Here is a 12936-nt window from a genome sequence, read left to right as displayed (position 1 = left end):
ACCTAGGTGTTAATATACGAAGCGGAATTTTTTTCTGTGACTATATGCCTCCATGTCTACAACTGGGCATGGAGGTTTTTTAGTGCACTTTCGGTACATCTTCTATATAATCTACAGGAGGTGTAATAACATGAGCAAAGCAATCGAAACTAAACAACAAGTTGTAACTGAAATCGCTGATAAACTTCGCGAAAGTAAATCTACAATTGTTGTTGACTACCGTGGTTTAACAGTATCTGAAGCAACTGAATTACGTAAAAACTTACGTGAGGCTGGCGTTGAGTTCAAAGTTTACAAAAACTCTTTAACTCGTCGTGCTGCAGAATCTGTTGAAATGGCTGAGTTAAATGAATTCTTAACAGGACCAAACGCAATCGCGTTCAGTAACGAGGATGTAGTTGCTCCTGCAAAAGTATTAAACGACTTCGCTAAAGATCATGAAGCTTTAGAAATTAAAGCGGGCGTAATCGAAGGTAAACTTGTAACACTTGATGAGGTTAAAGCTATCGCTACTCTTCCATCACGTGAAGGCTTACTTTCTATGCTTCTTAGCGTTCTTCAAGCTCCAATCCGTAACCTTGCACTTGCTACTAAAGCAGTTGCAGATCAAAAGGAAGAGCAAGGCGCTTAATTTTTTAAAAGATAATTACGTGTTATCGATAAAACAATACAAACCTATTTAAGGGAGGATATTTACAATGACTAAAGAACAAATCATTGAAGCAGTTAAATCTATGACTGTATTAGAACTTAACGACTTAGTAAAAGCTATCGAGGAAGAATTCGGCGTAACTGCTGCTGCTCCTGTAGCTGTAGCTGGTGGCGCTGGTGAAGCTGCTGCTGAGCAAACTGAATTTGACGTAGTACTTGAAAGTGCTGGCGGACAAAAAATCAAAGTTATCAAAGTTGTTCGTGAAATCACTGGTCTTGGCTTAAAAGAAGCTAAAGAATTAGTTGACAACACTCCAAAAGCAATCAAAGAAGGCGCTTCTAAAGAAGAAGCTGAAGAAATGAAAGCTAAACTTGAAGAAGTTGGCGCTGCTGTAGAAGTTAAGTAATTAACTTTTGAAGCTTTAAAAAAGCTCGCTCTTATGCGGGCTTTTTTTTTAACTGTAAAGAAAAGAGGTGGCCATATGGCAGACCATTATTTTTCTAACGACCCTTCGAGCAAAAGTGATCGTAAACGATGGGAATATACATTGCGAGGATCTCAATTTGCTTTTTTATCTGACCATGGGGTGTTTTCGAAAAACGAGGTGGACTTTGGTTCTCGTCTTTTAATTGAAGCGTTTCAAATGCCGGATATTAAAGGTGATGTATTAGACGTCGGATGTGGATACGGTCCAATCGGTTTGTCGTTGGCAAAAGAGTTTCAAGAGCGTAGTGTTCACATGGTGGATGTGAACGAAAGGGCACTTGGACTTGCAAAAGAAAATGCTGCTAATAACAAAGTTGAAAACGTTCGTATTTTCCAAAGTAGCGTCTATGAAAATGTAGATGGCAAGTACGCTGTTATTCTATCTAATCCTCCAATTCGTGCTGGTAAGCATATCGTGCATGAGATTTTAGAAAAAGCTGTGCAACATCTAGTGCCAGGTGGGGAGCTTTGGATTGTTATTCAAAAGAAACAAGGTGCACCATCTGCGCTTAAAAAACTAGAGGAAACATTTTCTGAAGTTGAGGTTGTAGAAAAGAAAAAAGGATATTATATCATAAAATCAAAAAAACGTTGACGGTTATTTTTGGCTATGTTAACATTATACAATGCCAATATATGATTTTCTGCGTTGAGAAATATGTATATTTTTGTTTCTCTTGGAAAAGATAGTAAAATCAGCAGATTATGAAACAGAATGATGGTTTTCTTATAGAAGCCATTTTTCTTTTTTGAGCAGGTAGAAAGACTCAACGTATCTATCTTTGAGAGAAAGAGCTACGCTAATAGCGTTAGCTGTATTTATTTGTGATTTTGCACAAATTTTTTTGTGCATTTATAATACTCATGATTTGAGGGGTGAAGCAGTTGACAGGTCAACTAGTTCAATACGGACGCCACCGCCAACGAAGAAGTTATGCCCGTATTAGTGAAGTATTAGAGTTACCAAATCTTATCGAAATTCAAACCTCTTCTTATCAGTGGTTTCTTGATGAGGGTTTGCGAGAAATGTTCCAAGACATTTCTCCGATTGAAGACTTTACGGGAAATCTATCGCTTGAATTTATCGACTACAGCTTAGGTGAACCTAAATACTCTGTAGAAGAATGCAAAGAGCGTGATGTGACGTATGCAGCACCACTTCGTGTGAAAGTTCGTCTAATCAACAAAGAAACTGGTGAAGTAAAAGAACAAGATGTGTTCATGGGAGATTTCCCACTCATGACAGAGACAGGAACATTCGTAATTAACGGTGCAGAACGTGTTATCGTTTCCCAGTTAGTTCGCTCTCCAAGCGTATACTATAGTGGCAAAGTGGATAAAAACGGAAAACGTGGTTTTACTGCTACTGTAATTCCAAACCGCGGAGCTTGGTTAGAGTATGAAACAGATGCTAAGGATGTTGTATATGTGCGTATCGACCGTACGCGTAAACTTCCTGTAACTGTTTTGTTACGCGCATTAGGGTTTGGCTCTGATCAAGAAATCACCGAGCTTTTAGGTGATAACGAATACTTAAGCAATACGCTAGAAAAAGACAACACAGATAGTACAGAAAAAGCATTGCTTGAAATTTATGAGCGTCTACGCCCAGGTGAACCGCCAACAGTAGAAAATGCGAAAAGCTTGCTTGTTTCTCGCTTCTTTGATCCAAAGCGCTACGATTTAGCAAATGTAGGTCGCTACAAGATCAACAAAAAGTTACACATTAAAAACAGATTGTTTAACCAACGCTTAGCTGAAACATTAGTAGATCCAGAAACTGGAGAAATTTTAGCGGCAGAAGGAACAGTCTTAGACCGTCGTACACTAGATCGCATTTTACCTTACTTAGAGAAAAACATTGGATTCAAGACAGCGAAACCAATGGGTGGAGTGGTAGAAGGCGATGTTGAGCTGCAATCTATTAAGATTTATGCTCCAGAGTCAGACGGTGAACGTTCTATCAATGTAATTGGGAATGCAAATATCACTCGTGACGTAAAACACATCACACCAGGCGATATCCTTGCTTCTATTAGCTACTTCTTTAACTTACTATACAAAGTAGGAGATACAGACGATATTGACCATTTAGGAAACCGTCGTCTGCGTTCTGTAGGGGAGTTATTACAAAACCAATTCCGTATCGGTCTTTCTCGTATGGAACGTGTTGTTCGTGAGAGAATGTCGATTCAAGATACAAATGCAATTACACCACAAGCGTTAATTAATATTCGCCCGGTTATTGCATCTATTAAAGAGTTCTTCGGAAGTTCTCAGTTATCTCAGTTCATGGACCAAACAAATCCATTAGCAGAGTTAACACACAAACGAAGACTATCTGCATTAGGACCTGGTGGTTTAACACGTGAGCGTGCAGGCTTTGAAGTACGTGACGTTCACTACTCTCACTATGGTCGTATGTGTCCAATCGAAACGCCAGAGGGACCAAACATCGGTTTGATTAACTCATTATCTTCATTCGCGAAAGTAAATGAGTTTGGTTTCATTGAAACACCATACCGTCGTGTTGACCCAGAAACTGGTCTTGTAACGGGCCATGTTGATTACTTAACAGCAGATGAAGAAGATAACTATGTTGTAGCCCAAGCGAATATGAAATTATCTGAAGAAGGGGAATTCCTTGATGAGGATATCGTAGCTCGTTTCCGTGGTGAAAACATTGTCACAAATAAAGAGCGTATCGACTACATGGATGTATCTCCAAAGCAGGTAGTATCTGCAGCGACAGCTTGTATTCCGTTCTTAGAAAACGATGACTCTAACCGTGCACTTATGGGTGCGAACATGCAACGTCAGGCGGTTCCGTTAATGAATCCGGAATCACCAATTGTAGGTACAGGTATGGAGTACGTATCAGCAAAAGATTCAGGTGCTGCAGTAATCTGTAAACACCCGGGTACTGTTGAACGTGTAGAAGCACGTGAAGTTTGGGTACGCCGTTATGTAGAAGTTGACGGACAAAAAGTAAAAGGCGATTTAGATCGCTACAAAATGTTAAAATTCATTCGTTCTAACCAAGGAACTTGTTACAACCAACGCCCGATCGTAAGTGTTGGGGATCAAGTTGTAAAAGGTGAAATCCTTGCGGATGGTCCTTCTATGGAAAAAGGTGAACTAGCACTTGGACGTAACGTGCTTGTTGGCTTCATGACATGGGATGGTTATAACTACGAGGATGCGATCATTATGAGTGAGCGCCTTGTAAAAGATGATGTGTACACTTCTATCCATATTGAAGAATATGAATCAGAAGCACGTGATACGAAGCTTGGACCAGAAGAAATTACACGTGATATCCCGAATGTTGGGGAAGATGCACTTCGCAACCTTGACGAACGCGGTATTATTCGTGTCGGTGCTGAAGTAAAAGACGGAGATCTACTTGTTGGTAAAGTAACGCCAAAAGGTGTAACAGAATTAACAGCAGAAGAACGTTTATTACATGCAATCTTTGGTGAAAAAGCACGTGAAGTACGTGATACATCATTACGTGTACCACACGGTGGTGGCGGTATTATCTTAGACGTAAAAGTATTCAACCGTGAAGATGGCGATGAATTGCCACCTGGTGTGAATCAACTTGTACGTGCATATATCGTTCAAAAACGTAAAATCTCTGAAGGTGACAAGATGGCCGGTCGTCACGGTAACAAAGGTGTTATCTCCCGTATTTTACCGGAAGAAGATATGCCTTACTTACCAGATGGCACACCAATCGATATCATGTTGAACCCATTAGGGGTACCATCTCGTATGAATATCGGTCAGGTGTTAGAACTTCATCTTGGTATGGCAGCAAGGTACCTAGGTGTCCACGTTGCAACACCAGTATTCGATGGTGCTCGTGAGGAAGATGTATGGGGAACAATCGAAGAAGCTGGTATGGCACGCGATGCTAAGACAGTTCTGTATGATGGACGTTCTGGTGAACCATTCGACAACCGCGTATCTGTTGGTGTCATGTATATGATCAAACTTGCGCACATGGTTGACGATAAACTTCATGCTCGTTCTACTGGACCGTACTCACTTGTAACGCAGCAACCTCTTGGAGGTAAAGCGCAATTCGGTGGACAACGTTTCGGTGAGATGGAGGTTTGGGCACTTGAAGCTTACGGTGCTGCTTATACTCTTCAAGAAATCTTAACAGTGAAGTCTGATGATGTTGTCGGCCGCGTTAAGACGTATGAAGCGATTGTTAAAGGCGAAAATGTTCCAGAACCAGGCGTTCCAGAGTCATTCAAAGTATTGATTAAAGAGCTACAAAGCTTAGGTATGGACGTTAAGATGATGTCTAGCGACGATACAGAAATTGAAATGCGTGATACAGAAGATGATGATCATCAATCCGCAGATAAATTAAATATCGAAGTTGAGGCAACAAAGGAATAATTGGGATAACCTGTAGACTAAAAGGGAGGTAGGCCCCTTGATAGATGTAAATAACTTTGAATATATGAAGATTGGACTTGCTTCACCTGACAAGATTCGTTCTTGGTCATACGGTGAAGTTAAGAAACCAGAAACGATTAACTATCGTACATTAAAGCCTGAAAAAGACGGCTTGTTCTGTGAGCGTATTTTCGGACCACAAAAGGACTGGGAATGTCATTGCGGAAAGTATAAACGTGTACGTTATAAAGGTGTAGTTTGTGATCGATGTGGCGTTGAAGTAACACGTGCGAAAGTTCGTCGTGAACGTATGGGTCATATTGAATTAGCTGCTCCTGTATCTCATATTTGGTATTTCAAAGGTATCCCGAGCCGCATGGGACTTGTCTTAGACATGTCCCCTCGCGCGCTTGAAGAAGTAATTTATTTCGCTTCTTATGTTGTAACAGAGAGTGGAGATACACCACTTGATAAGAAGCAATTGCTTTCTGAAAAAGAATACCGTGCATATCGCGATCGATATGGCAGCACATTCCAAGCTGCTATGGGTGCAGAAGCGATTAAGAAGTTATTACAAGATATCGATTTAGATAAAGAAGTAGACTTCTTAAAAGAAGAATTAAAAACAGCGCAAGGACAACGTCGTACTCGTGCTATTAAACGTCTAGAAGTATTAGAAGCATTCCGTAACTCGGGAAATGAACCATCTTGGATGATTTTAGATGTTCTTCCAGTTATCCCACCAGAACTACGTCCAATGGTACAGTTAGACGGTGGACGTTTTGCAACTTCTGACTTAAACGATTTATATCGTCGTGTAATTAACCGTAACAACCGTTTAAAACGTTTATTGGACCTAGGTGCACCAAGCATTATCGTTCAAAACGAAAAACGTATGTTACAAGAAGCTGTAGATGCACTAATCGATAATGGTCGCCGTGGCCGTCCAGTTACTGGACCAGGTAACCGTCCATTAAAATCACTATCTCACATGCTTAAAGGTAAACAAGGACGCTTCCGCCAAAACTTATTAGGTAAACGTGTTGACTACTCTGGCCGTTCCGTTATCGTTGTAGGACCGAACTTAAAGATGTATCAATGTGGATTACCAAAAGAAATGGCACTTGAACTGTTCAAACCTTTTGTTATGAAAGATTTAGTGGAAAAAGGATTGGCACATAACATTAAGAGTGCGAAACGTAAAATCGAGCGTGTACACCCTGAAGTTTGGGATGTTTTAGAATCTGTGATTAAAGAACACCCAGTACTTCTAAACCGTGCTCCAACGCTTCACCGTCTCGGTATCCAAGCATTTGAACCTACATTAGTAGAAGGTCGCGCAATCCGTCTTCACCCACTTGTGTGTACTGCATACAACGCGGACTTTGACGGTGACCAAATGGCGGTTCACGTTCCATTATCATCAGAAGCACAAGCAGAAGCTCGTCTTCTTATGTTAGCGGCGCAAAACATCTTGAACCCGAAAGACGGAAAACCGGTTGTTACACCATCTCAGGATATGGTATTAGGTAACTACTACTTAACACTTGAGCGCGAGGGTGCAATTGGTGAGGGTATGGTGTTTAAAGATGCAAATGAAGCATTGCTTGCGTATCAAAATGGATATGCGCATCTTCACACTCGTGTTGCAGTTGCTGCAAGCTCAGTGAACAACAATGAAACATTTACTGAAGAGCAAAAAGGCAAGCTACTATTAACAACAGTTGGTAAATTAATATTTAACGAAATCTTACCGAAGTCGTTCCCTTATATTAATGAACCGACAAACTCAAACCTTGAGAAAGAAACACCAGCGAAATATTTCGTTGAAAAAGGTGCGAACATTAAAGAAATTATTGCTAGTCGCGAAGAAGTGGCACCATTTAGCAAGAAAATTCTTGGTAACATCATTGCGGAAGTATTCAAACGTTTCCAGATTACAGAAACGTCTCGCATGCTTGACCGTATGAAAAACTTAGGATTTAAATACTCTACTAAAGCTGGTATTACAGTTGGGGTAGCGGATATTCTTGTATTAGGTGAAAAAGATGAGATTCTCCACGAAGCACAAGCAAAAGTAGATAAAGTAATTAAACAATTCCGTCGCGGTTTGATTACGGAAGAAGAACGTTACGATCGCGTAATCTCTATTTGGAGTAATGCGAAAGATGTTATCCAAGGAAAGCTGATGAAATCCTTGAATAAACGCAACCCAATCTTCATGATGAGTGATTCTGGGGCCCGTGGTAACGCATCAAACTTTACTCAGCTTGCTGGTATGCGTGGTTTGATGGCCAACCCATCTGGACGTATCATTGAACTTCCAATTAAATCAAGTTTCCGTGAAGGTTTAACAGTACTTGAGTACTTCATCTCTACGCATGGTGCGCGTAAAGGTCTTGCCGATACAGCACTTAAAACAGCCGATTCTGGTTACCTAACACGTCGACTTGTTGACGTTGCACAGGATGTTATCGTTCGTGAAGATGACTGTGGAACAGATCGTGGTTTACTAATTGGTGCGATTAAAGAGGGTAATGAAGTAATCGAGTCATTATATGATCGTCTTGTAGGACGTTTTGCAAGAAAAACTGTAAAACACCCTGAAACAGGTGAAGTATTAGTTCGTGAAAATGAATTAATTACTGAAGATATCGCTCATATCGTTGAAAACTCAGGTGTTGAAACAGTGAATATCCGTTCAGCGTTCACATGTAACACTCGCCACGGTGTATGTAAGAAATGTTACGGTCGCAACTTAGCTACTGGTACAGACGTAGAAGTAGGAGAAGCGGTAGGTATTATCGCAGCTCAATCTATCGGTGAGCCAGGTACACAGTTAACGATGCGTACGTTCCATACAGGTGGGGTTGCCGGAGATGATATCACACAAGGTTTACCTCGTATCCAAGAGATCTTCGAAGCTCGTAATCCAAAAGGTCAGGCAGTTATCAGTGAAATCGACGGTATTATCGCGGCGGTCAACGATGTTAAAGATCGTCAAGAGGTAGTTGTACAAGGTGAGGTTGAAACTCGCACATACGCAATTCCTTACGGTGCTCGTCTGAAAGTAGCGCCAGGACAGCCGATTAGTCACGGGAAAGAGTTAACAGAAGGTTCTATTGATCCGAAAGAATTACTAAAAGTAACGGACATTACAGCAGTTCAAGAATACTTACTACGTGAAGTTCAAAAAGTATACCGTATGCAAGGGGTAGAAATTGGTGACAAACACGTAGAGGTAATGGTTCGCCAAATGCTTCGTAAAGTTCGTGTAATTGATGCTGGTGAAACAGATGTGTTACCAGGAACATTGCTGGATATTCATCAATTTACTGATGCGAATGCAAAAGTGTTGCTTAAAGGTAAACAACCTGCAACAGCAAGACCAGTACTTCTTGGTATTACAAAAGCTTCACTTGAAACAGATTCATTCTTATCTGCAGCGTCGTTCCAAGAAACAACTCGCGTTCTAACAGATGCAGCAATTAAAGGCAAACGTGATGAGCTTCTAGGATTGAAAGAGAATGTTATTATCGGTAAGCTTGTTCCAGCTGGAACGGGCATGAATCGTTATCGCAAAGTGGATCTTGTTAAAACAAAACAAGACGACATGAATGTAGAAAACGATGAAGTTTACGTGGAACAGTAAAATTTTCCGTCGTAAATTTTGTATAAAAACAGATAATCTTAGTTGACATTATATGAGTCAAAATGTTACTATAATCAAGGTTGCTCCTGAATGATGCTTTGGAGGATATGTATATGTCTTATCAAAAAGTATCAAATGCCGAAAATGTAGTCGTTGGTCATAAACGAACATTGGAAGCGATCAAAAATGGTACAGTTAAAGAAGTTGTCATTGCAGAAGATGCTGACATGAGGTTAACCCATGTTATCACTCGTACTGCCTTGCAACATAACGTGCCCATAACCAAAGTTGAATCAGTTCGTAAACTTGGGAAAGTTTCGGGGATTCAAGTGGGAGCTTCAGCAATAGGAATAATAAGTTAAAACTGTTTTTGTGAGGAGAGAGCATTTGCTCTCCCTTGCAAAAACTTTGTTTTCAACTAATAATGAACCACCTGGATATGTGGTCATACAAACATGCGAAGGGAGGATAAATCAAATGCCTACTATTAACCAATTAGTGAGAAATGGTCGTACTGATAAAGTATGGAAATCTAAATCACCTGCGTTAAACAAAGGTTTCAACTCTTTAAAGAAAAAATCAACTGATATCTCTGCACCTCAAAAACGTGGTGTATGTACTCGTGTTGGTACAATGACTCCAAAGAAACCAAACTCAGCGTTACGTAAATACGCTCGTGTACGTTTAACAAACGGTATCGAGGTTACTGCTTACATCCCAGGTATCGGTCATAACCTACAAGAGCATAGCGTAGTATTAATTCGCGGTGGTCGTGTAAAGGATTTACCGGGGGTACGTTACCACATCGTTCGTGGTGCGCTTGACACAGCTGGTGTTGACAAACGTATGCAAGGACGTTCTAAATATGGTACTAAGAGACCAAAACCTGCTAAAAAATAATAAACTTACAATGAAAGGAGGAACTCAATATGCCTCGTAAAGGACCTGTTGCGAAACGTGACGTGTTACCAGATCCAATGTACAATTCTAAACTTGTAACACGCCTAATCAACAAAATGATGGTTGACGGTAAAAAAGGTAAATCTCAAACAATTCTTTATAACGCGTTCGATATCGTTCGTGAACGTGCTGGTAAAGAACCAATGGAAGTATTCGAGCAAGCTCTTAAGAACATTATGCCTGTTCTTGAAGTACGCGCTCGTCGTGTTGGTGGTGCTAACTACCAAGTTCCAGTTGAGGTTCGTCCAGAACGCCGTACAACTTTAGGTCTTCGCTGGTTAGTAAACTATGCTCGTCTTCGTGGTGAAAAAACTATGGAAGAGCGTTTAGCTTACGAAATCTTAGATGCAGCTAACAATGCTGGTGCATCTGTTAAGAAACGTGAAGACACTCATAAAATGGCAGAAGCTAACAAAGCATTTGCTCATTACCGTTGGTAGGATTCAACGTAAAATAAATTGTAAGCATAAACCGCTTTATTTGTCGCTTATGAAAGTGTGGAGAGGGAGAATGCCTCTCCCTTTCAATGGGCGCTCGTTTTACATAATGAGGGTACTGGACATACTGACATATGTAACAAAATAAAGTGGCTTTTTTGCTACTTAAAATAAAATAATCCAATCCATATATGGAAGGAGCAAGACACCAAATGGCAAGAGAGTTCTCTTTAGAAAACACTCGTAATATTGGTATCATGGCTCACATCGATGCTGGTAAAACAACAGCAACTGAACGTATCCTGTACTACACAGGTCGTATTCATAAAATCGGTGAAACTCACGAAGGTGCATCTCAGATGGACTGGATGGAGCAAGAGCAAGAGCGTGGTATCACAATTACTTCTGCTGCAACTACAGCTCAATGGAAAGGTCACCGTGTAAACATCATTGACACTCCAGGACACGTAGACTTCACAGTAGAAGTAGAACGTTCTTTACGCGTACTTGATGGCGCAGTAGCAGTACTTGATGCACAATCTGGTGTAGAACCACAAACAGAAACTGTTTGGCGTCAGGCTACTACTTACGGCGTACCTCGTATCGTATTCGTTAACAAAATGGATAAAATCGGTGCGGACTTCTTATACTCTGTAGGAACAATCCATGATCGTTTACAAGCGAACGCACATCCAATTCAGTTACCAATCGGTGCTGAAGATGAGTTCAATGGTATCATTGACCTTGTTGAAGAGTGTGCTTACATGTACGGTAACGATTTAGGAACAGACATTCAACGTGTCGAAATTCCTGAAGAGCATAAAGAGCTAGCTGAAGAATACCGTGGAAAACTTATCGAAGCGGTAGCTGAGCTTGATGAAGAAATGATGATGAAGTACCTAGAAGGTGAAGAAATCACTGTAGAAGAGCTTAAAGCTGGTATCCGTAAGGCTACAACTTCTGTAGAATTCTTCCCAGTAATCTGTGGTTCTGCATTCAAAAACAAAGGTGTTCAAATTCTGTTAGATGCAGTTATCGACTACCTACCATCTCCATTAGATGTACCAGCTATTAAAGGTACTCTTCCGGATACAGATGAAGAAGTAGAACGTAAATCTAGCGATGAAGAGCCTTTCGCAGCTCTAGCATTCAAAATCATGACTGACCCTTATGTTGGTAAGTTAACGTTCTTCCGTGTGTACTCTGGTGTGTTAAACTCTGGATCATACGTGAAAAACTCAACTAAAGGTAAGCGTGAGCGTGTAGGTCGTATCCTACAAATGCACGCTAACAGCCGTGAAGAGATTTCAACAGTTTACGCTGGTGACATCGCTGCTGCTGTAGGTCTAAAAGATACTACTACTGGTGATACTCTTTGTGACGAGAAGAGCCTTGTTATCCTTGAGTCTATGGAATTCCCAGAGCCAGTTATCTCTGTAGCTATCGAACCAAAATCTAAAGCTGACCAAGATAAAATGGGTACAGCATTATCTAAGCTTTCTGAAGAAGATCCAACATTCCGTGCTCACACTGACCAAGAAACTGGCCAAACAATCATCGCTGGTATGGGTGAACTTCACCTTGATATCATCGTTGACCGTATGCGCCGTGAATTCAAAGTAGAAGCAAACGTTGGTGCTCCTCAGGTAGCATACCGTGAGACTTTCCGCGCTGCAGCGAAAGTTGAAGGTAAGTTCGCACGTCAATCTGGTGGTCGTGGACAATTCGGTCACGTTTGGATTGAGTTCGAGCCTAACGAAGAAGGTAAAGGATTCGAATTCGAAAACAAGATCGTCGGTGGTGTAGTTCCTCGTGAATACATCCCAGCTGTTGGAGCAGGTCTTGAAGATGCACTTAAAAATGGTGTACTAGCTGGTTATCCACTAGTAGACATTAAAGCTGCACTAGTTGACGGATCTTACCATGATGTTGACTCCTCTGAGATGGCGTTCAAAATCGCTGCATCTATGGCGCTTAAAGCTGCGGTTTCTAAGTGTAACCCAGTAATTCTTGAGCCAATGATGAAAGTTGAAGTTGTAATTCCTGAAGAGTACATGGGTGACATTATGGGTGACGTAACATCTCGCCGTGGACGTGTAGAAGGTATGGAAGCTCGCGGTAACGCTCAAGTTGTTCGCGCTATGGTTCCACTTTCTGAAATGTTCGGTTATGCAACGTCATTACGTTCTAACACGCAAGGTCGCGGTACATTCTCTATGGTATTTGACCACTATGAAGAAGTGCCAAAATCTGTTTCAGAAGAAATTATCAAAAAAAATAAAGGTGAATAATTGATTTTTATCAATTGTTCAAGTATAACTACTTATGTAAGC

9 protein-coding genes and 1 other annotated feature (1 of these 10 cut by a window edge) are annotated in these 12936 nt (G+C 40.8%); all 9 genes read left to right on the top strand.

The window, feature by feature from the left end:
• Positions 1-90, top strand: a sequence feature (ribosomal protein L10 leader region); it begins 54 nt to the left of the window's first position.
• A 40-nt stretch (positions 91-130) separates the two neighbouring features.
• The 9 genes from rplJ (at position 131) to fusA (ending at position 12894) form a co-directional block, all read left to right on the top strand.
• Positions 131-631 (top strand): 50S ribosomal protein L10, encoded by a 501-nt coding sequence (gene rplJ, locus AAIE21_RS25560; RefSeq protein ID WP_017150118.1) that lies wholly within the window; start codon positions 131-133, stop codon positions 629-631.
• A gap of 67 nt (positions 632-698) precedes the next feature.
• Positions 699-1058 (top strand): 50S ribosomal protein L7/L12, encoded by a 360-nt coding sequence (rplL, locus tag AAIE21_RS25555; RefSeq protein WP_343269295.1) that lies wholly within the window; start codon positions 699-701, stop codon positions 1056-1058.
• A gap of 75 nt (positions 1059-1133) precedes the next feature.
• Positions 1134-1733 (top strand): class I SAM-dependent methyltransferase, encoded by a 600-nt coding sequence (locus AAIE21_RS25550; protein ID WP_343269294.1) that lies wholly within the window; start codon positions 1134-1136, stop codon positions 1731-1733.
• Positions 1734-2023: 290 nt separating this feature from the next.
• The gene (gene rpoB, locus AAIE21_RS25545) at positions 2024-5554 is read left to right on the top strand and encodes a DNA-directed RNA polymerase subunit beta (RefSeq protein WP_343269293.1); all 3531 of its coding nucleotides are present in this window, start codon (positions 2024-2026) and stop codon (positions 5552-5554) included.
• Positions 5555-5591: 37 nt separating this feature from the next.
• On the top strand, positions 5592-9206 hold the full coding sequence (gene rpoC, locus AAIE21_RS25540; protein ID WP_343269292.1) for a DNA-directed RNA polymerase subunit beta': 3615 nt from the start codon (positions 5592-5594) through the stop codon (positions 9204-9206).
• Between the two features lie 113 nt (positions 9207-9319).
• Entirely contained in the window at positions 9320-9568 is a 249-nt protein-coding gene (locus AAIE21_RS25535) for a ribosomal L7Ae/L30e/S12e/Gadd45 family protein (RefSeq protein ID WP_343269291.1), read from the top strand.
• A 115-nt stretch (positions 9569-9683) separates the two neighbouring features.
• Positions 9684-10106 (top strand): 30S ribosomal protein S12, encoded by a 423-nt coding sequence (gene rpsL, locus AAIE21_RS25530; RefSeq protein ID WP_001142341.1) that lies wholly within the window; start codon positions 9684-9686, stop codon positions 10104-10106.
• A 29-nt stretch (positions 10107-10135) separates the two neighbouring features.
• Positions 10136-10606 (top strand): 30S ribosomal protein S7, encoded by a 471-nt coding sequence (gene rpsG / locus AAIE21_RS25525; RefSeq protein ID WP_003194344.1) that lies wholly within the window; start codon positions 10136-10138, stop codon positions 10604-10606.
• A 209-nt stretch (positions 10607-10815) separates the two neighbouring features.
• Complete coding sequence (gene fusA / locus AAIE21_RS25520; RefSeq protein ID WP_000090369.1) at positions 10816-12894, top strand: elongation factor G; 2079 nt, start codon at positions 10816-10818, stop codon at positions 12892-12894.
• The last annotated feature ends 42 nt before the right edge of the window (positions 12895-12936 follow it).

It is taken from the genome of Paenibacillus sp. 102 (assembly GCF_039549175.1).
GTDB lineage: Bacteria > Bacillota > Bacilli > Bacillales > Bacillaceae_G > Bacillus_A.
The sequence above is the reverse complement of the archived record's forward strand: the minus strand, read 5'-3'. Positions and strand labels throughout refer to the sequence as shown.

Coding starts and splice junctions, on each gene's coding strand:
- rplJ (WP_017150118.1), top strand. CDS start 131: ATGAGCAAAGCAATCGAAACTAAACAACAAGTTGTAACTGAAATCGCT.
- rpsL (WP_001142341.1), top strand. CDS start 9,684: ATGCCTACTATTAACCAATTAGTGAGAAATGGTCGTACTGATAAAGTA.
- rplL (WP_343269295.1), top strand. CDS start 699: ATGACTAAAGAACAAATCATTGAAGCAGTTAAATCTATGACTGTATTA.
- fusA (WP_000090369.1), top strand. CDS start 10,816: ATGGCAAGAGAGTTCTCTTTAGAAAACACTCGTAATATTGGTATCATG.
- AAIE21_RS25550 (WP_343269294.1), top strand. CDS start 1,134: ATGGCAGACCATTATTTTTCTAACGACCCTTCGAGCAAAAGTGATCGT.
- rpsG (WP_003194344.1), top strand. CDS start 10,136: ATGCCTCGTAAAGGACCTGTTGCGAAACGTGACGTGTTACCAGATCCA.
- AAIE21_RS25535 (WP_343269291.1), top strand. CDS start 9,320: ATGTCTTATCAAAAAGTATCAAATGCCGAAAATGTAGTCGTTGGTCAT.